Consider the following 21,878-nt stretch of genomic DNA (forward strand, 5'->3'; position numbering starts at 1 on the left):
CGCACCGCGCGCCTGGGCACGTACCATGGCCGTATGTCCTTCCTCCGCCGCCGCAGCGCGACTCCCGCCGGCCCGGACTTCGATGTCCTGGCCATGGATCCGGGCGACTGGCCCGGCAATCTCGGCGCCGGTCTGCTGCCCGCTCCCGACGGTTCCTGCCAGGGCGTCTTCCTGCGCTACGACCTCTTCGGCGGCCGCGGCCCCGCGATGATCATCGGCAACCTCCCCGAGGGCTCCCCGGCCCGGGAGCTCGCCGAGGGCCAGATCCCCTTCGAGGTCGCCCAGCTCCTCGCCGCGCTCGAGAACGACGAGCCGGTCGAGGTGCTCGACACCGAGGACGTCCCCGTCATGCAGGGCGACAACCTCCTCATCGTGCGTCGCCTCAAGCTCTCCGAGAGCCGCATCTCCTGCGTCCAGTTCGACCGCAGCGACAACGTCCTCGTCACGATCGCCAGTTGGGACCGGCCGATCACCGACGACCTCTACGCGCTGCTGAAGCCGCTGCCCGCCGAGCTGTTCCAGCAGGGCTGAGAGCGGGGCGGGGGCCGATGAGCGCACGCGTCGACGCCTGGATCTGGGCGGTCCGGCTGACCAAGACCCGCTCCCAGGCCGCCGCGGCCTGCCGGGCGGGACACGTCAAGGTCAACGGCGAGCGGGCCAAGCCCGCCCAGTCCGTGAAGCCCGGCGACGAGGTCCGGATCTTCCACGGCGGCCGGGAGCGGATCGTCGAGGTCAAGGAGCTGCACGCCAAGCGGGTCGGCCCGCCGGTGGCCGCCGAGGCGTACGTGGACAACAGTCCGCCCCCGCCGCCGCGCGAGCACGTCGCCCTGGCCGCCGTCCGCGACCGCGGCGCGGGCCGCCCCACCAAGCGCGAGCGCCGCGAGCTCGACGAGCTGCGCGGCCGCGGCCCCCGGTAGGCCGTCCCTTCCGGATCCTGCCGGGCCCGCGCCGCCCGGCACCGCACCTCGCCGCCTCGTCGGGACACCCGGGTGCGTCCCGTACGGAGGCGCTCCTCCGCCTCGCGACGCACGGCCCCGGACGGCGCGGGCCCGACCGGCAGGATCCGGAAGAGCCGGCCCGGGCGCCGGGGCCCCCAGGCCGGCCCGAGGGCCGACCCGGAGTCCCGGGGCGGCCCTTCCGTCCTTCCCGGAGCCTCCCGGGGCCGTCAGGCGAAGGCGGTCGCGACGCGCGCCGCCGTGGTGCCCAGTCCGCGCGGGGTGGTCCAGTCGGGCACGGGGGCCGCGTCGTCGGCGCGCTCGCGGAGCAGCGGGGTCCCGGCGCCGGCGTACACGTCCCCGGCGCCGTACCGCCGTACCGAGCGGTGCCAGTGCAGCACGCCAGCCAGCCAGTCCTCCAGCTCCCGCAGCCGTGCCTCGAAGGCCGCCCTGCCCTCCGCGTCCAGCTCGAAGTGGGCGTACATCAGCGGCACTTCGCGCTGCTTGAGGTGCTCGTACTGACGCAGCCGGCCGCGCATCAGCTCGTGCACCATCCCGACGGCGGTCTCCCGGTCGACGTCGAAGAACTTCTCCAGGACGAGCACGCCGTTGTGCAGCTCGCCCTCGACCTCGACCTCCTTCTGGTACGAGTGGAGGTCGTTGATCAGCGCCCCGTAGTCCGCCACGGCGTTCTCCAGGGCACGGACCGTGCCCGAGCGGTGCACCTCCTCGGGGAGGACGGAGCCGGTGCGCAGCCGGCCCATCAGCAGCGTCAGTTCGGAGCCGAAGGTGCTGCGCCGCATCTCCACGTAGTCGACCGGGTCCGGCACGCGGTGCTGCGCCTGGTTGTGGAGCTCCCACATCCAGCTCTCCAGCATCGCGTCGAGGGAGCTCCACAGAGCGGTGCGCGCCTCCCGGCCCATCGGGGCGGCGGTCCGCGCCCAGACGTCGGCGAGGGCCCGCTCCAGCGCGTTCCCGGCGAACTCCGGCGCGGCGGCCGGGTCGTCCACCGGCAGGCAGGCCTTCAGCCGCGCGGTCTGCGCCCGGGCGCCCGCGAGGTCGCGCTTCCGGCCGAAGACCATCGGGTAGTAGTCGTCGGCGTAGGTGCCCCAGGTCAGCCAGAGGGCGCTCAGCTCCAGCTCCTCCAGGGTGGCGTCGGGGTCGATGCCGGCCGAGCAGAGGGCGAGGTCGAAGCCCTCCATCAGCGGCCGGTCCCAGATGTCGTCGAGCAGGCCCATCGCCTCGGCCCAGTCCTCGGAGCGGCGCTTGGCCTCCTGGTGGTGCGGGCTGAGGGCGAGCGGGTAGGGCAGTGCGAGGTCGGGCAGCGGGGAGGGGCCGACGGCGCGGTGGGGGGTGTGGCCCAGGGCCCGGAGGCGGGCCTCGGCGGGCCGTCCGCCGAACAGGCTCCGGACGTCGAGGACGCCGGTGCCGAGTGCCGGGGCGGCGGCGTCGGCCATGCCGTCGTTCATGTACCGGCTGGAGCGCATGTGCCACTCGTGGCCGCCCGACTGCCAGTCCTGGAGTCCCTTGGTGTACGCGCCGATCGCGGCGCACTCCAGGGGGGTGAGCCCCTCCTGCACGGCGAGCGCGGGCACTTCGGTGAGGGCGGTGTTCTCGAACTGCTGGAGCCGTGAGGTCAGCAGGTCGTTGACGGCGTCGGCGGCCTGCTGGGTGGAGCAGCCGAGGAAGTGCTCCAGGACGAGCACGCCGTTGCTGTTCTCGCCCTCGTCCTCGACCTCGCGCTGGTACGAGAAGAGGTCGTTGCGCAGGTGGACGGCGTCCGAGAAGGAGTCGCGGAGCACCCGCAGGGGGCGGGAGCGGGCGACCCGGTCGGGGACCTCGGCGCCGGCGGCGTACTCCACGAGTCCGGCGGACCAGGGGGCGCCGCCGACCTTGCGGCGCATCTCGATGTATTCGAGGGGGTTGGCGATCCGTCCCTCGTTGATGTTGTCGAGCTCCCAGAGGGATTCGTGCAGGAGGGCCTCGGTGGCCTCGGCGAAGCGGAGCCGCCAGCCGTCGGACATCGAGGGGACGGTGCGCCGCCACAGGTCGGCGAGGCCGGCCTCCACCGGGTTGAGCGGCTCGGGCATGCCGGCGGCGGGGTCGGCCGGCATGAAGTGGGGGAGGCGGTCGAGGTACTCCTTGCTGCCCGCCCGGTCCTGGGTGCGTTTGAAGACCTCCAGGAAGTGGTCGTCGAAGAAGAAGACCCACGTGTACCAGTCGGTGACGAGGTTGAGCGCGTCCTCGTCGCAGTCGGGGTGGGTGTAGGCGCAGAGCAGCGCGTAGTCGTGCGCGTCGAGGTCGGCCGTCTCCCAGACCCCGGAGCCCTCCAGCATCCCCATCGCGCGGGCCCAGTCCCGGGTGTGCGTCCGGGCGGCCTCCACATGGGTGTTGAGGCGCGCCGGATACGGGACGTAGAAATCCGGCATGGCGAAGGGCTGAGGCATGTGCGGACGGGCCTTTCCGGTGGGCGGGTGCTGTTCCGGCCCAGCCTTACCCCTGCCCCGGCCGCCGAACTCGGGCTCGGTAATAGTCATATGAGCAGAGGAAAGGGTGGCACCGGGGACGGACCCCGGCGCCACCCCGCGCCTTTCGGCCAAGCCCGCTCAGCCCTGGGAAACCCGCACGTCAGCGACCTTCACAAAGGCGATCCGATGGCCGAACTGGATCTGGTAGTACTCCTCCCGGCCGCGCACGACCCGGTGGTTGCTGCTGTCGAACAGCGGTGCGTAGTAGTACTCGCCGGGCGTCCTGTGGCCCACCACGTACTCCTGCCCGGCGAGCAGCCGGTACGGCAGCGGGGAGACCGCCTGCACCGGCACCCCCGCCGGATAGGCCGAGGCCTCCGGATAGGCCCGGCCGTACACCGGCACCTCCGCGAGGCCCTCGCGCGCAGTGAGCACGAGCCCCCGCGCGTTCACCGCCGCCGGCCGGTCCCGCGGGTCGTGGAACCACGCCTTCTGCCCGAGGTACCAGATCGCCGTCCAGTCCCCCCGGCGCTCCGCCACCGCGTAGCTCTGCCCCGTCGACGCCCGCGCGCCCGTGTCGTCGACCCCCGTCGTGGAGTCCTGCCCGCCCGGCCGCAGCCCGACGTCCTTCACCAGCGGCGCGTCGGCGTCCGGCCCGGTGTGCAGGCGCACGGCGCCGCTGCCGTGCGGCGCGCACGCCTCCCCGGCCGTCGCGCACCCCGTGTACACCGGCCGGTTCTCCCCGTACTCCGGACGGATCGTCACCACCCCCGCCCGCGGCCCCGCGCTCGGCGTCAGCGGCCGGCCCAGCAGCCGGAAGTAGTGCGCCCAGTCCCAGTAGGGACCCGGGTCGGTGTGCATCCCGCGGATCGAGGACGCCACCGTCCCGGGCACATTGTCGTGCCCGATGACGTGCTGCCGGTCCAGCGGGATGTCGTACCGCTTCGCCAGGTACCGCACCAGCCGGGCCGAGCTGCGGTACATCGCCTCCGTGTACCAGGAGTCCGGGGCCGTCAGGAAGCCCTCGTGCTCCAGACCCACCGACTTCGCGTTCACGTACCAGTTCCCGGCGTGCCAGCCGACGTCCTTCAGCGGCAGGTGCTGGGCCACGTGCCCGTCGGAGGAGCGCAGCGAGTACTGCCAGGAGACGTAGGCCGGGTCCTGGACCAGCTTCAGGGTGACGTCCCAGGTCGCCTCGGTGTCGTGGACGACGATGTAGTCGATCGACTGCGAGACCGGACGGTCCGCCTTGTCGTGGTTGCCGTAGTCGCCGTCGCCGAACTCCTCGTACGGCGCCGGGATCCACTCGCACGCCACCGTCACCGGGCACTCCACCGGGCCCCGCGCCGGCGCCCGCAGCCCGAGCGCCGCCACCTGCTCCGTCCGCGGCGCCACGGCCGGGGCGGCCGCCAGCACGACCCGCTGCCCGCTGTCCGTGACCCGGTCCCCGCCGGTGCGGATCACGTCGAAGACGTCGTTCGCGTACGCCGCGGCCGTGGCGGCGTCGTCGGCGCCCGAGTAACGGGCCACCGCCCCGTACCAGTCGGCCGGGTCCGCGCTCGGCGGCAGACCGGCCTCCCGCTGGGCCGCCGCGAGCAGCGCGGCGCCGCCCTCGATGTTCGCCGCCGCCGAGGTCCGCAGCTCCTCCGCCGGGATCCCGGAGAGCGCCGAGGCCCGCTCCAGGGTCCGCAGCCGGGCCGGCAGCTCCTCCGGCGCGGGCACCGCGGTCCCGGCCCCGGTGCGGGCGGGCCGGGCGGTGTCGCCCCGCGCGTCCTCCCCGTCCGCCGAGTGGTGCGGCACGGAACGGGCCAGGGCCGTCGCCGCGTCGGTGAGGTGCATCGGCCCGTAGCCCCCGGTCACGCTGGGCGCGCCGGCGTGACCGTCCCAGCGCGACTGGAGGTAGGAGACGGCGAGCAGCACGCTCCCCGGCACGCCGTGGCGCTCGGCCGCCGCCGCGAACCGGCGCTGGAGCGAGTCCGCCTCCGGCGCGTCGGCGCCGGCCGGCGGCGCGCCCGACAGCAGCGGGAGGAGCAGGGCCGCGGACGCGGCGAGCGAGAGCACACGGCCTCGGGACGCGGGACGGAGCAAGGCAGCCTCCAGGGGTGGGGGGTGACACGGGGGCGTGCGGGACCGAACCCGTCCAGGGGTAGCGGCTCCCGGACCATCCGTCAATCACGCCTCGCCACAGGCGAGTTCCCACGTCAGCGCGGTGGTGCGGCTCCGTCGCGGCCGTTTTCGCGGTGGCGGCCCGCCCACCGGGGACGCGTCGGTGGTCTCGACCAATGAGGACGTCCGCGCCCGTCCGGGCGACCGCCCCCGGAAACGGCGAAGCGCCGCACTCCCGGTGTGTCGGCACCGGGTGCGCGGCGCACACCCCCGTCTCGCGGCCGGGACGTCAGCGCGTCCCGACCGCCGCGCGCACGGCCCGCCGTGCCATGGCGCAGTCGTCGTGCAGCCGCCTCAGCAGCAGCCGCTGTTCCTCCCCGGGAGCCAGTGCGCCCGACGGCGTCGGCACCGTGCCCGCCGGCGGGGCCTCCCTGATGGTGCGCTGCACGGCCGTCTCGTACGTGCGGATCTCGCGGGTCAGCACGAGCATCAGGTTCACCAGGAAGGCGTCCCGGGCGGCCGGGCCCTGCTGCTGTGCCATCTGGCTGATCTGGCGGCGGGCCAGCGGCGCGTCACCGAGCACCGCCCACAGCGTGGCCAGGTCGTACCCGGGCAGGTACCAGCCCGCGTGCTCCCAGTCGACCAGGACCGGACCGGCGGGGGAGAGGAGGATGTTGGAGAGCAGGGCGTCGCCGTGGCAGAACTGCCCCATGCCCTGACGGCCGCCCGCGTGGGCCAGGCCGTGCAGCAGCTTCTGCAGGTCGTCACGGTCCCGGTCGGTGAAGAGACCCAGCTCGTGGTAGCGCGCGATCCGCGCCCCGTAGTCCAGCGGCGCGTCGAAGGTCCCGGCCGGCGGCCGCCAGGCGTTGAGCCGGGCGATCGCCCCGAGGGCCGCCCTCACGTCGGCCCGCGGCGGGGCCTCGACGGGGTGGCGGGAGAGGGCCGCGGCCCGCCCGGGCATCCTCTCGATCACCAGCGTGCAGTTCTCCGGGTCCGCGGCGATCAGCCGCGGCGCGCGCACCGGCGGACGGTGGCGGACGAAGGAGCGGTAGGAAGCTATCTCGTGCCGGAACCGCTCCACCCACGCGGGGGAGTGGTCCAGTAAACACTTCGCCACCGCCGTGGTGCGTCCGGTCGTCCCGACGATCAGGACGGACCGGCCGCTGCGCCGCAGCACCTGCACGGGGTTGAACTCCGGGCAGATCCGCTGCACCGCGGCGATGGCGACCTTGAGCTGCGCCCCCTGGGGGCCGGAGAGGTCGATCCTGCCGCTGACCGGGGCACCGGTTCCGGCGCCGGTCCCGGCCGCCCAGGGCCGGGGCCGCACGGTCCGCTGCGCGGGGGCCAGGTACGGTCCGGCACCGGCCGGCGCCAGGCGGGTCTGCGGCCGGGGCGGGGCGGACACGGAGGACGATGCTGTGTACATGGAGGTGACAGATCCCTTCGTGGCCGACGAATCGCGTGCGTCGCCCCGCCCGCCCCCGGTCCGCACCCTGGGGAAAATGAGGGCCGGTCGACGGGGCGGGGTGGCGCATACCTACATCACACCCGCGCCCGGGTAGCGGAACACCGGGCGCACCCTGGCGAACCCTGGCGAATAGTCGCCAGCCCTATGACAGGGGGCTACTGTCAACTCAGCCGAGAACCTGGGGGCTTAGACGTGACAGGACAGACCAACACCCGCCTGGCGGACCTCTTCGGCCTCGCCGGCTGGTCCAAGGGCGAACTCGCGAGACTGGTCAACCGGCAGGCGGCGGCCATGGGCCATCCCCAGCTGTCGACCGACACCTCGCGGGTGCGGCGCTGGATCGACAGGGGCGAGACCCCGCGCGATCCCGTACCCCGGGTGCTGGCCGCCCTGTTCACCGAGCGACTCGGCCGTGTCGTGACCATCGAGGACCTCGGGTTCGTACGACGCGGGCGTGCCGGAACGCGGCAGGACGTCAGGAACAACGACGACAACCCTGACGGAATGCCCTGGGCTCCCGACCGTACGGCTGCGGTCCTCACCGAATTCACGGGAATGGACCTCATGCTCAACCGACGCGGCCTGATGGGCGCGGGCATCGCGCTCACCGCCGGATCCGCACTCAACAGCTCCCTGCACGACTGGCTCCGGACCGAGCCCTCCCGCCCCACCGCGGCCCACCGGGCCACCGATCCCCTCCACGCCGACCCCGCCGGGTACGACCGCTACGAGGCCGCCCCCATCGGGTCGGAGGAGATCGAGGCGCTGGAGCGCTCCGTGGAGGTCTTCCGCGCCTGGGACGCCTCCCGGGGCGGCGGCCTCCAGCGCAAGGCCGTGGTGGGCCAGCTGAACGAGGTCGGCGGCATGCTCGCCTACCGCCACGCCGAGCACCTGCAGCGCCGGCTGTGGGGCGTCGCCGCCAACCTCGCCGTCCTGGCGGGCTGGATGTCCCACGACGTGGGCCTCGAACCCACCGCCCAGCGGTACTTCGTCATCGCCGCCCACGCGGCCCGCGAGAGCGGCGACCGCCCCCGGGCCGGCGAGGCGCTCTCCCGCGCCGCCCGCCAGATGGTCCACCTGGGCCGTCCCGACGACGCCCTCGACCTGATGAAGCTCGCCAAGTCCGGTGCGGGCGAGCGGCTGCTGCCGCGCACCCGGGCGATGTTCCACACCATCGAGGCGTGGGCGCAGGCGTCCATGGGGCACGGCCAGGCGATGCGCCGCACCCTCGGCGAGGCCGAGGACCTCTTCGTCTCGGACCGGCACGACAAGACGCCGAGCTGGATGCAGAGCTTCGACGAGGCCGACATGCACGGCATGCAGGCCCTCGCCTACCGCACCCTCGCGGAGCACGACCCGACGGCCGCGGTCACCGCGCAGCGCCACGCCCGGCTCGCCCTGGACCTGCGGCGGGACGGACACGACCGCTCCAAGCTCTTCGACCGCATCTCGATGGCCTCGGCCTGCTTCATCGCCGACGACCCCGAGCAGGCGGACCGCTACGCCCGGCTGGCGCTGATCTCCATGGGCGAGACCTCCTCGCACCGGACCTGGTACCGGCTGCGCGAGATGTACCGGCTCACCGGCCAGTACGCGGGCTACTCGAAGATCGAGGACCTGCGGGCCGAGCTGGAGGCGGAGCTGCCGCGCTCGCCGGAGACCCCGCGATCGGGCCTGGTCTGAGGGCGGCCCGGTCCGGTCCGGGAGCGGGCGGCGCGACGCCGGTCCGCGACGGGCGCGACGAGGCCGACGGGGACCGGGACGGTCCCGCCGGCGATCCGGCGAACGGGCTCAGGGGCCGACGCGGACGACCATCACGCAGGCGTCGTCCTCGCGTGCCTCCTCGCCGAACTCCTCCAGGACCGACCGCAGGCACTCCTGCGCGTCCCGGGCCTCCGCGAGGCGGGAGGCGAGGGCGAGCAGCCGGCCGACGCCGGTGTCGTCGAGGACGTTCGCGCCCCGGGTCAGCCCGTCGGTGTGCAGCACGAGCACGTCACCGGGGCGGAGCGGCGTCTCCGTCTCCCCGTACGAGGCCCCCGTCGTCGCTCCGAGCAGGACGCCCTCGGGGCGGCGCAGCGGGCGTCCGGTCCCGCCGCGGAACAGCAGCGGGGCGGGGTGGCCGGCCTGCGCCCAGGTCAGCGTCTGCGCCACCGGGTCGTAGCGGCAGCACATCGCGCTGCCGAGCGCGGGCTGGCCGGAGCCCTCCAGGAGCTGGTTGAGGTGGCCCATGAGGGCGCCGGGCCGGATCCCGGCCACAGCCATGCCGCGCAGCGCGCCGAGCAGCATGGCCATGGAGGAGGTCGCGGCCACCCCGTGGCCGGTCAGGTCGCCGACGGTCAGCAGCGCGTCGCCGGCGGGCAGGGCGAGGGCGTCGTACCAGTCCCCGCCGATGAGCCCGGTGGAGGCGGCCGGGAAGTAGCGGCCGGCCACGTCCAGCGGGGCGGGGCCGTCGTGCGCGAAGCGGAGCGAGCCCCGCCACGGCGGGAGGACCGCCTCCTGGAGCTCGACGGCGACCCGGCGCTCGGTGCGCTCGGCGTGGCGGCTGCGCTCCAGGCTGTCCCGGCTCTCGCGGACGGCCCGCTCGCTGCGCCGCAGCTCGCTGACGTCCCGCAGCACGGCCCACATGGAGGCCGTGCAGCCGTCGGCGTCGAGGACCGGCTCACCGGTCATGTGCACGGTGCGGACCTTCGCGTCCGAGCGGACGATCCTGAACTCGCCGTCGATCGGCTTCCCGTCGATCAGACAGTCCGTCACCATCGTCTGGAGCCGCGGCTGATCCTCGGAGAAGACCACCGTCGGCATCTCGTCGAGCGACATGGGGCCCTGCTCGCGGGAGCGTCCGAAGATCTGGAAGAGCTCCTCGGACCAGCTCACCTCGTCGGTCAGCAGATTCCACTCGGCGCTGCCGACGCGGGTGAGCAGCGAGCCGGTGCGCGCGGGCGGCCGCCCGTAGGCGGCACCGGCGTCCGCGGTGAAGGAGCCGTCGTAGACGGGGTGTCCGCCTTCCGGTGCGGCGTCCTCCGGTGCGGGACCCGGCTGCGCGGGCAGGACGGCGGGGGCCGGGGCTCCGTCCCTGAGCTGTCCGAACTGCGCCCGCAGGTCGTCCAGCTGACGCATCGCCAGGTCGCACAGGGCGCGCTGCCAGCGCTGCCGGGGGTCGTCGTCGTGGGCGGCCGCGTCCCGCCGGACGGCGTCGACCTCGCCGCGCAGACGGCTCGTCTGCGAGATCAGCGCGTCCACGGCACCCGGCTCCGAAGGCTGGGCGGAGTGGTCCGCGAACAGAGGGGACGGCATGCGTACTCCGATACAGGCGCGGTGCGGGCCCGGGCCCGGGTGGGGACGGGTCCAGGAGACGACTGTGGCACAGGGGCGAAGCGGCCGTAAGGGGTTTGGCAACACTCGATCCGGTGGTGCTTCTGACATATGCCAAAGGCCCGGCCGTCATCGGCCGCCGCACAACGGGTTACGGTGCACGTGTGGTGAGCGACGAGGCGAACGGTACGGCGGGCGCGGTGGGCACGGACAAGGGGGAGGCGGCGGTGACTTCGGCTCCGTCCGGCACGGCGGTACTGCTCGCGGCGGCCCCGGCGGGCCGCGGCCGCACCATGGACGCGGCCTCCGTGCTGCCCGCGCTCGCGGCGGTGCCGCCCGGCGTCCTCACCGGCACGGCGACCGCCTCGCTCGTCGAACTCGCCGATCCCATCGACCCGCAGACCGTCCTCACCCGGCTGCGCGCCGCCGCGCAGAGCCCCGGTCCGCTCGTCCTCTTCCTCGCCGGCCAGCTCCACCTGGACCGGCGCCAGCAGCTGCCGCACCTCGCGCTGGCCCGCAGCACCTCGGCAGCCCTCCGCTACACCGCGCTGCCCTGGCACTGGCTCGCGGAGGCGGCCGCGGCCCGCCCGGCCGGGACGACGACCGTCGTCGCCGACCTCGTCGCCGACCCGGAGGCCTGGACCCGCCTCGGCACCGGCCCGGACCTCCTCCGCCTGAACCCCGCCCCGGCGCTCTACGCCCGCGTCACGGCCCCGCCGCGCCGGGGCGAACTCACCGCCCCCGACTACCTCCGCGCCTGGGCCGACCAGTGGCGCGCCGGCACCCGCCTCCCCTTCCCCGCGCTCCACGCGGAGGCCGCCGCCCGCACCGGCGCCCCCCGGACCCTGTTCCTGACCCCGGACCCCCACCCCCCGACGTCCCACCCTCCGGCGCCCACCCCCACCCCCGCCCCCGCCCCCGCACCCCGGCAGCACTCCCCGGTCCCGGCCCCGGCTCCGACCTCGGTCCCGGCCGCAGCCTCGGCTCCGGTCCCGGTCCCGGCCACGAACGTGGTTCAGGAGGCGCCTCCGGCTCCCGCCTCGTCTGCGCTTCCGGCTCCCGCTCCGGCCGTGGCCGAGCCTCCGGCCCCGCCGTCGGCTCCGGCCCCGGACCCCGTCCCGGCCTCGCCTCCGGACCCCGTCCCGGTCCCGGCCGCGGCGGGGGCCGGGACCCCGGTTCCCGTCCCCGACCCCGCTCCGGCCCCTGCCGTGGTCGCTCCCCGGACTTCGGCCCCGGCCTCGCCGCCGGCTCCGGTACCGGCTCCCGCTCCTGCCTCGGTACCGGCTCCCGCTCCCGTACCGGTCCCTGTCCCCGTACCGGCTCCCGCTCCGGTGGCGGCGGGTGGGTCCGTACCCGCCGACGTGCCGGTGGCCACCGGCGTCCCCGGGGGTGGGGCCGGCTCCGCCGGGGAGGGTGTCCCGGCGGCCGGGGTGCCGCCGCTTCCCGCCGGTTTCGTGGCGGCTTCGGCTGCGGCCCCTCCTGCTGCGGCCGGTGCGCCGGGCCCGCTTCCGGGGGGTACCGGACGCGTGCGTGAGGCCGCGGGACCGGCCGGCGCCGGGGCCGAACCCGAGCGCGGGACCGTGAAGCCGGTGCCGGCGCGGGGGGAGCGGGCGACGGCCGCCGTCCCGCCGATGCCCACGGCACCGCCCTCGGCGCCCGCGTCCGCTCCGGCCCCCGCCGCGCCCGCGACGCCCGCGCCCGCGGCATCCGCGCCCGTCCCGGCTTCGGCCGGACCCGGCGGCGCCCCCGGGCCCGTCGCCGCGCCCGTCCGGTCCTCGCCCGCACGCCCCGTCGCTCCCGCGTCCGCTCCGGCTCCCACCCCGCCCCCGGCCGCCGCGGCGGAGGCCGGGGGCGCCGGGCGGGGAGGCCCGTCCGGCGGGGGCGATCCGCGGCGCGCGGGCCACGCGCCGGCGCCGGTGGCGGAGGCGGCTCCGCACGATCCGCACCCGGCGATCCTGTCGGCCGCGATGGCGGGGCGGCACGCGGAGGCGGCCGAGATGGCGGCCGCGTGGGAGCGGGACGCGCTGCGCCGGTTCGGGCCCCGGTCGGGGGAGGCCGTGCACTGGATGGAGGTGCGGGCGGACCTCGCGCGCCTGGCGGGGGAACCGGCCCGCAGCTGCGAGCTCTGGCTCGCGGTGGCCGAGGCGCGGCTCGGGCTGCGCCAGCAGCCGGACGACCGGGACGTCGAGGGCGCGGTGGACCGGGCCCACCACCAGTGGGAGCAGATCACCGACCCGGCCCGCGCCCGCGCGCTCGGCCCCACCCTGGTGGCGCTCCGCCGCCGGGTCCCCGGCCGCCGGCCGGGCGCCCTGGAGGCCCTGCGCCGCCGCATGCACACCCGGTGACCGCCGCCCGCGGCCCGCACGGGCCGGGTCCCGGTCCCCGCGCCCCGGCCCCCGTCCGTCCTCGGGGCCCCGTTCCCGCTCCGGTTCCGGTTCCGGCAGGAAGGCTTCCCGTGACGTCTCTCGCCCGTGCCCAGCGCTCGCTCGCCGACCCGTCCGTGCGGCACCCGCTCTGGCCGCCGCTCACCGCCGGGTGTCCGGTGACCTCCACCGAGGAGGTCGCGTACCCCCTGGAGGTGGAGTACGACTACGACGCGGTGCCGGCCGACCTGTTCGACGCGCCCGCCGCGCACGGGCTCGAACGGTGGGCGCCGTTGCTGCCCCCGCTGGCCGCGCCGGGACTCGGGGAGGGGAACACGCCGCTGGTGCGGCTGGCCGACGGGGTGTGGGCGAAGGACGAGTCGCGCAACCCGACGTGGAGCCACAAGGACCGTCTGAACCGGGTGGCGGTGAGCGCCGCCGCGGCCTCCGGCGCCCGGGGCGTCGTCGTCTCCTCCTCCGGCAACCACGGCGCGGCGGCGGCCGCCTACGCGGCCCGCGCCGGGCTGCCGTGCGCCGTCTTCACCCCGCCGGACGCGCCGCCCGCCGTCGCCTCCCACCTGAGGGCCTACGGCGCGACCGTCCTCACCGTCCCGCACGCCGCCGTACGGCCGCTGATGCGGCGGATCGTCGACGAGCTCGGCTTCCAGTCCGTCAGCAGCGTCACCGACTCCGCGCACACCGGGCACCCCTTCGGTCCCGAGGGGTACAAGACGATCGCGTACGAGATCGCGCTCGCGCTCGGGCGGGCCCCCGCGGCCGTCCACGTGCCCACCGGATACGGGGAGTTGCTGTTCGGCGTCGCCAAGGGCTTCCAGGAGCTGGCGCGGCTGGGGGCGACCGGGTCCGTGCCCCGGATGTACGGCGTCGAGCCGGCGGCCGCGGGAGCGCTCACGGAGGCGCTGCGGTCCGGCCGCCCGGTCGCGCGCGTCCCGGTCGGCCCGACCGCCGCGTACGCCATCGACTGCGAGGTGAACAGCTACCGGGGGGTGCTGGCCGTCCGGCGCACCGGCGGCGGCGCGCGCACGGTGACGGAGGACCGGCTCGCGGCGGCGCGGTCCGAGCTGGCGGCCCAGGGCGTCTGGTGCGAGGTGTCGGCCGCGGCCGGGCTCGCCGGTCTTCGCGCGCACGGACCGGATCCGGCCGGCGAGGACGGGCCCGTGGTCTGCGTGGTCACCTCCAGCGGGTACAAGGACGTGGCCACGGGGAGCGAGGCCGTCGCGCCGATGGACGCGGACTGGGACGCCGTGCGCGCCCTGCTGGCGCGCTGAACCCGCCCCTCCCCGCTCCGCCGTCCTCCGCGGCGCCTCACCCGCGGCCGGCCGGTGCGCCGGACTGCGATGATGGACGCATGACCGTCACGCCGTCCCCCCGGCCGGCGCGGCCCGGCCGCGCCGGGGCGCCGCGCGGGGAGGCCCTCCGCACCGAGCGGCTGCTGCTGCGTCCCGTGCGCGGCGCGGACCTGTCCGCCGTGACCCGGCTCTGGACCGACCCGGAGGTGCGCCGCCACCTCGGGGGCCCGGTCGTCCCGTCGGTCGTCGCCATCCGGCAGCGGCGGATCGTGGGCGCGCCCGGCCGCCACGCCGTGGTGCGCGCCGAGGACGGCGTGCTGCTCGGCCTCGTCACCGTGGAGGCGGCCGGGCGGGGCGGCGAGACCGAGGTGTCGTACCAGTTCCTGCCCGAGCACTGGGGGAACGGATACGCCCGCGAGGCGGTGGCCGCGGTCGTCGCCCGGGTCCTGGAGACGGTCCCGAGCGTCGTCGCCGTCACCCAGGAGGCCAACGACCGCTCCCGCCGCCTCCTGGAGGCGGTCGGCCTGGAGCACGCCGGGTCCTTCGTGGAGTGGGACGCCCACCAGGTGCTGTACCGCCGCGGGACCTGAAGCGGCCCGGCGCCGGGATCAGGCCGTGCCGTCCTCCGCGAGGCGGTCCACCGCCCGCGCGACGCGGGCCGCCCGGGTCTTCGCCGTCCTGGCCTGCCAGAGGCCGAGGATCACCAGGTAGCGGTCCGTCCTCCCCAGCGCCCCGAAGGCCCTGGCCGCCGCGGGCCGGGCCGCGAGGGCCGCCGCCAGGTCGTCGGGGACCGTCGCGTCCTTCTGGGAGGGGTACGCGGACGCCCACCGTCCGTCCGCCCGCGCCGCCCGTACCTCCGCGAGCCCCGGCTCGCGCATCCGGCCGTCCGCGAGCAGCCGCTCGACCTGGCGCACGTTCACCTGGGACCACAGGCTGCGCGGGCGGCGCGGGGTGATCTTCTGGAGGTACGAGCGCTCGTCGCGGGCCTTGCGCTTGCCGGTGATCCAGCCGTACGCCAGCGTCGAGTCGAGGATCTCGTCGGCCGTCGGCGAGGGCACCCCGGCGCCCTTGCGGCCCAGCAGCATCCAGATGCCCGGGGTGTCGCCGTGGTGCTCCGCGAGCCACGCCTCCAGCTCCTCGCCGCCGTCGAAGGCGAGGATCCCGAGCCCCTCGTCCGTACCGATCGTCTCCATGCGTGCGTCCTTCCCCTCGTCCGTGCGCACGTGCCCGGCGTCCACCGGGCGGTCGGGACCAAGATAGGGACAGCCGCCGACCGGTCCCGACGGGAACGGGGAACGAACCGGACCGGGGCACCCGTGCCGAGGAGCTGTGTACCGCATGTCCTTCCTGGTGATCGGCGAGTGCGTCGCCGACATCGTCCGCGAACCCGGCGCCGCCGACGTCGTCCACCCCGGCGGCAGCCCCGCCAACGTGGCCTACGGCCTCGCCCGCCTCGGCCGGGAGACCACCCTGCTCACCCAGCTCGCCGACGACCCCTCCGGGCGGCTGATCGCCGCTCACCTGGCCGGCGCCGGGGTGCGGGTGGCGGTCGGGGGCGTCCCGGCCCGCACCCCGTCGGCGGTCGTCTCCCTCGACGCGCGGGGCCGTGCCGCGTACGCCTTCGACATCGCCTGGACGCTGACCGCCGGGGAGCCGCCGGCGACGCCGGGCCCGGTCCGCCACGTGCACCTCGGCTCCGTCGCGGCCGTCACCGCGCCGGGCGCCGCCACCGTGCTCGCCCTGACCGGGCGGCTGCGGCCCGCGGCCACGGTCAGCTACGACCCGAACGTGCGCCCCGCGCTGATGGGGGACCGCGCGGAGGCCGTGGCCCGGGTCGAGCGGTGCGTGGCCCTCGCCGACCTGGTGAAGGCGAGCGACGAGGACCTGGCCTGGCTCCACCCGGGGGAGCCCCCGGAGGAGGTGGCCGCGCGCTGGCTGGCCCTCGGCCCGGCCGTCGTCCTCGTCACCCGGGGCGGCGACGGCTCGCTCGCCGTGACCCGCGAGCACACGGTGGCGGCGGGTGCGCCGCCCGTCGCCGTCGTGGACACCGTCGGCGCGGGCGACTCCTTCATGTCGGCCGTGCTCGACGCGCTGGCCGGCCGGGACCGGGCCGGGCTCGCCGCGCTCGGCCCCGCCGCGCTCGCCGCGCTCCTGGTCAGGGCCGGCGCGGCGGCGTCCGTCACGGTCGCCCGGTCCGGCGCCCGGCCCCCGGACCGGGCGGAGCTGGAGGCCGCGCTCGCCGCCGGGTGACGGTCACGTCCGGGCGTGGCTCGTGATGTCCGCGGCGAACTGCTCGATCAGCTCCGGCGTCACCGTCGGGCGGGCGGCGGCGATCGCCGCCAGGTAGTCCGCGGTGCTCGCGCCCGGCGCGGGGGCGTCGGTGCCCCGGCCGCCCGGGGCGAGCAGGTCCCGCTCGAAGGAGGCCTGGGCGGCGACCCGGGCCGCGTGCTCGATGTCGGCGGGGGTGAACAGGTCGCTGGCGAGGACCAGTTCGTCGATGTCCACCTCGGGGCGGCCGTCCGTGTAGCGGGACCAGATCGCGGCCCGGGCGGCCTTGTCCGGCGTACCGATGGGGATGAGGTAGTCGAAGCGGCCGGGCCGCAGGAAGGCCGGGTCGAGGGAGCGGACCGAGTTGGTCGCGCACACCAGGAGCCGCTCGTCGCGCTCCCGGAAACCCGGGATCAGCTTGAGGAGTTCGTTGGTGACGCCGTGCAGCCCGCCGGGCTGCGCGGGCTCGGAGCGGACCGGGGCGATCTCCTCGACCTCGTCGATGAAGACCAGGACCCGGTCGAGCTCCGCGATCCTCGCGAAGGCGGTGCGCAGCGCCGCCGCGAGGTTGCCGCCGTCGGCCAGCCGCGACGGCAGGATCTCGACGAACGGCCAGCCGAGCCGCGAGGCGACCGCGCGGGCGAAGGTGGTCTTCCCGGTGCCGGGCGGGCCGAAGAGGCAGATCGCGCGGGGCGGCCGGACGCCGTGCCGGGTCGCCCGCTCGGGCTCCGCGAGCGGCAGCACCACCCGCCGTTCGATGAGGTCCTTCTCCCGCTCCATGCCGGCGACCTTGGCCCACAGGTCGCCCGGGAGCAGCCGTCCGCCGAGGTCTTCGAGGAGGCCGGCGGCGGGACCGTGCAGCGGCTCGGTCTTCTCGAAATAGGCGACCGCGGGCTGGCGGGTGTAGCCGGCGTTCAGGAGCCCCTCGCCGAGCAGCTCCTCCTCGGGCAGGACGTACGCGATCCGCCCGACCCGGGCGGCGACGAGCTTGCGCTCCAGCTCCACGAGGAGGGCGCTGGCCAGGCCCCGGCCGCGCCAGGCGGAGGCGATCGCGACCCGCATCACCCAGGCGCGCTCGCCGGAGACGCAGGCGAGCGCCGCCCCGATGGGCACGCCCTGGTGGACGGCGACGACGGCCGGCTGGCGGGAGGTGAGGGCGCCGATGCACTCGGCGAGCGAGAAGACGGACTCCTGGCCGAGCTCGGCCGTGGTGTCGATCAGATGGACGACGGCGGCGAGATCGTTCTCGCGGTAGTCGTGGATGTGCCAGTTCACCGGTGGTACCGCCCCTCGTGCGCATGCCGTCGGCATGCCCTGTGCGTGCCGTGTGGCTCGTTGCGGCGAGGCTAGGCGGGGGCGGCGGGACCGGGCCTGCGCCATCCTGCACAAGGCGGCGCGGCGAAACGCGCCGCTTCGTCACTGGGCGCGGCGGCGCGTGCGCGTGCGGCGGCGGTCCCGGAGGGGGCCGCCGCCGCACGGGACGGGGGACGGGGCCTCACGTCCTGCGCTTGCTCATCAGCAGTCCGCCCGCGGTGAGGGCGAACAGGCAGACGCACGCGCCGGCGATGACGTTGCTGAGCACCATGCCGGTGTCGGGGCTCCGGGTGACGACCCAGGGGGCGACGATCGTCCAGGCGCCGAGCAGCAGGACCACGAAGTTCAGGTCCTGGGCGCGCTCGGGGGCCATCGACATGCACAGGCCGAGGACCGCGAGCGCGATCCCGACGACCAGGTTGGTGATGGCCAGCTCCGGCCTGGCGGCCGCGAAGTGGACCGTGTACGCGGAGACCGCGATCCAGACGCCGGCGAGGATGACGAGCTCCTCGACGGCCGCCACTCCTCTGGTCTGCATGATCTGCGCGTAGCGCGCGCGCATCTCCGTCGCGTCCGGGTGTCCCGCGATGTCACCGGGACGGTGAGAGACGTCGGCCATGTGACTCGCCTCCTTGCTGGCGTACTGGCTGTCGGACCGCGCTCGCGGCACGAGTGCCGCAGTCCCATTGTGCTCTTATATGTTCCTTATGTGAAGCGGGAACAGGAGCGGCCGACCGGTGCGGCGTACGCTGGGAGAGGACTCGGGGCACCCGCTCTCACCGCCGGGAGGCGGAGGCGATGACCGGCATCGTACGGAGAAGTTTCGACTCAGCGGACGAGACCCGTCCCTTCGAGGACGGCAAGGGCAGGCTCGATCTGCTCACCACCGACCACGGCGCCGTCGGGCGCGCCGTGTTCGAGCCCGGCTGGCGGTGGTCCCAGCACGTGAGACCGATCGCCGGGACGGACAGCTGCCAGGCGTCGCACGTGGGGTACGTGGTCAGCGGCCGGATGCACGTGGTCATGGACGACGGCCAGGAGGACGACTTCGGTGCCGGTGACTTCATGCAGGTCACCCCCGGGCACGACGCCTGGGTCGTCGGCGACGAACCCTGCGTGGCCCTCGACTGGGTCGGCTTCGGCGACTACGCCAAGTCCTCCGCCTGACGGGTCCTCGACTCCTGGCGGAGGTGCGTGCGGAGGGCGGGGCGGCGCGGTGGCCGCCCCGCCCTCCGGGCGGCTCAGGCGGCCGGCTCGGCGGTGGAGGCGCCGGAGGCGATCCCGAAGGCCGGGTCCGGGACCGAGGAGGGCTCCAGGAGCCGGGACGGCTGCCCGTCGACGCCCAGCGGTACGTCCCCGTCGATGGTGACCCGGCGGAGCTTGCGGACGTGGTCGTCGGAGTCGTCCACGCCGTAGTGCTGGGTGGCGCGGTTGTCCCAGATCGCCACGTCGCCGGTCTGCCACTGCCAGCGGACCGTGTTCTCCGGGCGCTCCACGTGGGCCTGGAACAGCGCGACCAGGGCGCGGGAGTCGGCGCCGGTCAGCCCGCTGATCCGCTGCACGAAGTTGCCGAGGAGCAGGGTGCGTTCGCCGGTCTCCGGGTGGACGCGCACGACCGGGTGCTCGGTGAGGAACTTCGTCGACGCGAAGACGTCCCGGAAGCGGGCGAGCTGCTCCGGCACCGCGTCGGGGCGCAGCGCCGCGTAGTCGTACGCGTTGGAGTGGACGGCCCGCAGGCCGTCGGCGAGCTGCCGCAGCGGCTCGGGCAGGTTCTCGTACGCGGTGGCGGTGTTGGCCCACAGGGTGTTGCCGCCGTACGGCGGGACGACCACGGCCCGCAGGACGGAGAAGGCCGGGTAGGCGGGGACGAAGGTGACGTCGGTGTGCCACTGGTTGGCGCGGCCGCCGTAGTCGGAGTCGATCGGGAAGGAGTAGCGCCCGTCGGCGGACGGCACGGTGGGGTGCGCGACCGGGGTGCCGAGGAGCCGGCCGAAGGCCTCGTGGGCGTCCTCGTCGAGGTGGTCCTGGCCGCGGAAGAAGACGACCTTGTGGGCCAGGAGCGCGGCACGGATCCCGGCGACGGTCTCCGGGGCGAGGTCGCCGCCGAGGCGGACGCCGGAGAGGACGGCGCCGAGACGGCCGCCGAGCTTCTGCACGGTGAGGGAGGTGGTGGTCGCGGTCGACATGGGGTGTTCCTTTCGGGCGGAGGGAGGTCCGCCGAAGTCCCGGAGGGAATTAATCTCGGAGCGGAAGTAATGACGGTGCGCGGAGGCCCGGCAACGGGAGGCGACGCCGGCGGCGGCCGGAGGCGGGACCGTACGGGGCGGGGACGCGGCGGGGACCGGCAGGGGCTCGCGGCGCGGCGCGCCGGCCCCGGGAGGGTCGCGAGGGTCAGGCGCCGGTGACGGCCGGACAGGAGGTGGTCGCGAACATGTCCAGGAGACTGGCAACGCCCCGGGGACCGCGTCAAGCACAGGCCCGCTGCCCCGGCCGGGCCCCGCAGTGGTTGAATCGGCGCCTCACCGGTCCGCGCTCCTGTCCCAGGAAACGCCGCTGACCTGGCACTTCACCTCCGGAAGCGGAGGCGCGCGGGGGATCGCCGGCGGGCTGCCGGGACCCGCGCGCCGGCCTCCGGGGAATTCACGTCCCCGCAACAGAGAGGCAGAGATGACCAGTACGCCCCAGGGCTCCCGGATGGCGGGCGACGGACGGCGCGAGGCGAACGCGGCCACCGTGCTGCGCACCGTCCTCGACCACGGCCCGGTCTCCCGCAGCGCCGTCGCCCACCTCTCCGGCCTCAGCCCGGCCGCCGTCTCCCGCCAGGCCACCGACCTGACCCGGCTCGGGCTCCTGCGCGAACTGCCGGAGCCCTCCGGCGACGGGGGAGTGGGCCGGCCCCGGATCCCCGTCGACCTGCACATCGGCGCGACCGGCGGCCCGGTCGCGGCCGGCGTCCATCTCGGGGTGCCCGGCTCGACGTTCGCGCTGGTGGACCTGCGCGGCCGGGTGCTCGCCCGCCACCAGCACCCCCACGCGCCCCTCGCGCCCGAGCGGCTCCCGGCGACGGTCGGCGCCGAGCTGCGCGCCTTCCTCGACCGGCACGCCGCGGGCCGTCCGCTGCTCGGGGTCGGGGCCGCGCTCGGCGGCCGGGTCGATCCGGCGACCGGCGTCGTCGTGCGCCACGACGCGCTGGGCTGGCGCCACCGCCCCTTCGCCGCCGAGCTCTCCCGGGCCCTGGGCGGCCCGGCGGTCCGGCTGGACAACCACGCCCGCGCGATCGCGCAGTCCGAGATCCTCTTCGGCCGGCCCGCCGCCCGCCGCAGCCTGGTGCACCTCTTCGTGGGGAACGTCGTGGACGCGGCCGTCGGCCTCGCCGGGGTCGTCCACCAGGGGCCCGGCGGAGCGGCCGGTGACGTCGCCCACCTGCCCGTGCCGGACTCCACCGCGCCCTGCCCGTGCGGCCGTTCGGGCTGCCTGGAGGCGACCGCCTCCAACACCGCGCTCGCGCTGACCGCGGTGCGCCGCGGCATCGTGCCCGAGGCGGACACCTCGCTGGTCGTCGACGCCGCCGCGGCCGGCGACCGGCGGGCCGACCGGCTGCTGCGCGAGCGGGCCCGGGCGGTGGGCCGGGCCCTCGCCCTGCTCCTGGACGTCCTCAACCCCGATCTCGTCGTCGTCACCGAGCAGGCGAGCGTCCTCGAACCGGAGTACCTGGAGGAGATCCGGGGCGCCGCGATCGACCTCTCGCATGTCTGCGACGACCCCGAACGGATCGTCAGTCCACATGCCGGACCGGCCACGCTTCCCGTCGCGGCGGGCACCGTTCTGCTGAACCCCCTGTTCAGAAGGCCTCTTGAGACCCTGCGAGGACTGCGCTCCGACGAGGCTTCCGTCTGATGTCGTCTCGACATGCGGGAAGAGCCGGTTGACCCGCTCTCCCGGCCGCTGTCATATTGCTCCCGTGAATCCGGACATGCGCCTCATCTCCCGCAGGCACGTCGACCTCTGTCGGCTCGCCAGCGCGGTCTGTGCCGTCCGCGTCTGACCCTCCGGCGCGGCCGACCCCCCGCGCCCCCCGCCGCACCCCCGCCGCCCAGGGTCCCCGCCCGCGGCTCCGGCGGTCCGGCCCTCCGTGCGACGGGCCGCCGCATCCCGGCCCGGTACGCACCCCCGGCTCCGCCGCGTGACCGGCGCACCCGCCCACGCCCGCACCCCCGCACTCGCGTGTCCCCGCACCGCCGTACCCCCGTGTCCCGCTTCCCGGGCGCGCCCTCCTCCTCATTCCTCCCGCAGCGGAAGAAACCCCCTCCGCCGAGCGGACCCGACCTCCACCA

General features: G+C 75.8%; 18 protein-coding genes. 10 read left to right on the forward strand and 8 right to left on the reverse strand.

What is annotated here, in order from left to right; genetic code table 11:
* Positions 1–33 precede the first annotated feature (33 nt).
* Together IE287_RS21895 and IE287_RS21900 are read left to right on the forward strand one after the other, a co-directional pair.
* Entirely contained in the window at positions 34–531 is a 498-nt protein-coding gene (locus IE287_RS21895; protein WP_030494979.1) for a hypothetical protein, read from the forward strand.
* A 17-nt stretch (positions 532–548) separates the two neighbouring features.
* Positions 549–917 (forward strand): RNA-binding S4 domain-containing protein, encoded by a 369-nt coding sequence (locus IE287_RS21900; RefSeq protein WP_189850837.1) that lies wholly within the window; start codon positions 549–551, stop codon positions 915–917.
* Between the two features lie 248 nt (positions 918–1,165).
* Here the strand turns inward: IE287_RS21900 and IE287_RS21905 are convergent, their stop codons facing one another.
* From IE287_RS21905 to IE287_RS21915, 3 genes are all read right to left on the reverse strand, one after another.
* Positions 1,166–3,382, reverse strand: coding sequence for a terpene synthase family protein (locus tag IE287_RS21905; protein WP_189850838.1), 2,217 nt, complete (start codon positions 3,380–3,382; stop codon positions 1,166–1,168).
* Between the two features lie 159 nt (positions 3,383–3,541).
* Entirely contained in the window at positions 3,542–5,464 is a 1,923-nt protein-coding gene (locus tag IE287_RS21910; protein ID WP_229883636.1) for an N-acetylmuramoyl-L-alanine amidase, read from the reverse strand.
* Positions 5,465–5,798: 334 nt separating this feature from the next.
* Complete coding sequence (locus IE287_RS21915; RefSeq protein WP_189850840.1) at positions 5,799–6,935, reverse strand: aminoglycoside phosphotransferase family protein; 1,137 nt, start codon at positions 6,933–6,935, stop codon at positions 5,799–5,801.
* Positions 6,936–7,169: 234 nt separating this feature from the next.
* Here IE287_RS21915 and IE287_RS21920 point away from each other — a divergent pair, with 234 nt between their 5' ends.
* Complete coding sequence (locus tag IE287_RS21920; protein WP_189850841.1) at positions 7,170–8,660, forward strand: DNA-binding protein NsdB; 1,491 nt, start codon at positions 7,170–7,172, stop codon at positions 8,658–8,660.
* 108 nt (positions 8,661–8,768) lie between these two features.
* Here the strand turns inward: IE287_RS21920 and IE287_RS21925 are convergent, their stop codons facing one another.
* The gene (locus tag IE287_RS21925; protein WP_189850842.1) at positions 8,769–10,271 is read right to left on the reverse strand and encodes a PP2C family protein-serine/threonine phosphatase; all 1,503 of its coding nucleotides are present in this window, start codon (positions 10,269–10,271) and stop codon (positions 8,769–8,771) included.
* A gap of 182 nt (positions 10,272–10,453) precedes the next feature.
* Here IE287_RS21925 and IE287_RS38640 point away from each other — a divergent pair, with 182 nt between their 5' ends.
* The 3 genes from IE287_RS38640 to IE287_RS21940 all read left to right on the forward strand — a co-directional run bounded on the left by IE287_RS38640 (position 10,454) and on the right by IE287_RS21940 (position 14,552).
* Positions 10,454–12,634: a hypothetical protein gene (locus IE287_RS38640; RefSeq protein WP_229883637.1), complete on the forward strand. Its 2,181-nt coding sequence runs from the start codon at positions 10,454–10,456 to the stop codon at positions 12,632–12,634.
* Between the two features lie 110 nt (positions 12,635–12,744).
* Positions 12,745–13,941 carry a threonine synthase gene (locus tag IE287_RS21935; RefSeq protein WP_189850843.1) on the forward strand — a complete coding sequence of 399 codons (1,197 nt, stop codon included), beginning with the start codon at positions 12,745–12,747 and terminating at the stop codon, positions 13,939–13,941.
* Between the two features lie 80 nt (positions 13,942–14,021).
* Complete coding sequence (locus tag IE287_RS21940; RefSeq protein ID WP_189850844.1) at positions 14,022–14,552, forward strand: GNAT family N-acetyltransferase; 531 nt, start codon at positions 14,022–14,024, stop codon at positions 14,550–14,552.
* An 18-nt stretch (positions 14,553–14,570) separates the two neighbouring features.
* On the opposite strand, the gene IE287_RS21945 is transcribed toward IE287_RS21940, so the two are convergent.
* A complete protein-coding gene (locus tag IE287_RS21945; protein WP_189850845.1) occupies positions 14,571–15,155 on the reverse strand; it encodes a YdeI/OmpD-associated family protein in 585 nt (194 codons plus the stop codon).
* Positions 15,156–15,300: 145 nt separating this feature from the next.
* Here IE287_RS21945 and IE287_RS21950 point away from each other — a divergent pair, with 145 nt between their 5' ends.
* A complete protein-coding gene (locus tag IE287_RS21950; protein WP_189850846.1) occupies positions 15,301–16,212 on the forward strand; it encodes a carbohydrate kinase family protein in 912 nt (303 codons plus the stop codon).
* 3 nt (positions 16,213–16,215) lie between these two features.
* On the opposite strand, the gene IE287_RS21955 is transcribed toward IE287_RS21950, so the two are convergent.
* Both IE287_RS21955 and IE287_RS21960 read right to left on the reverse strand, forming a co-directional pair.
* A complete protein-coding gene (locus IE287_RS21955) occupies positions 16,216–17,505 on the reverse strand; it encodes an ATP-binding protein (protein ID WP_189850847.1) in 1,290 nt (429 codons plus the stop codon).
* A gap of 220 nt (positions 17,506–17,725) precedes the next feature.
* Complete coding sequence (locus tag IE287_RS21960) at positions 17,726–18,163, reverse strand: SPW repeat protein (protein WP_189850848.1); 438 nt, start codon at positions 18,161–18,163, stop codon at positions 17,726–17,728.
* A gap of 179 nt (positions 18,164–18,342) precedes the next feature.
* Here IE287_RS21960 and IE287_RS21965 point away from each other — a divergent pair, with 179 nt between their 5' ends.
* Positions 18,343–18,711: a cupin domain-containing protein gene (locus tag IE287_RS21965; RefSeq protein WP_189850849.1), complete on the forward strand. Its 369-nt coding sequence runs from the start codon at positions 18,343–18,345 to the stop codon at positions 18,709–18,711.
* A 74-nt stretch (positions 18,712–18,785) separates the two neighbouring features.
* On the opposite strand, the gene IE287_RS21970 is transcribed toward IE287_RS21965, so the two are convergent.
* A complete protein-coding gene (locus tag IE287_RS21970) occupies positions 18,786–19,730 on the reverse strand; it encodes a TauD/TfdA dioxygenase family protein (protein WP_189850850.1) in 945 nt (314 codons plus the stop codon).
* A gap of 481 nt (positions 19,731–20,211) precedes the next feature.
* Between IE287_RS21970 and IE287_RS21975 the strand changes: the two genes are divergently transcribed.
* Complete coding sequence (locus IE287_RS21975; RefSeq protein ID WP_189850851.1) at positions 20,212–21,441, forward strand: ROK family transcriptional regulator; 1,230 nt, start codon at positions 20,212–20,214, stop codon at positions 21,439–21,441.
* A gap of 76 nt (positions 21,442–21,517) precedes the next feature.
* A complete protein-coding gene (locus tag IE287_RS39480; RefSeq protein ID WP_359521833.1) occupies positions 21,518–21,589 on the forward strand; it encodes a putative leader peptide in 72 nt (23 codons plus the stop codon).
* Positions 21,590–21,878 lie beyond the last annotated feature (289 nt).

Origin of the sequence: Streptomyces omiyaensis (assembly GCF_014650895.1) — a bacterium.
Classification (GTDB): Bacteria; Actinomycetota; Actinomycetes; order Streptomycetales; family Streptomycetaceae; genus Streptomyces; species Streptomyces omiyaensis.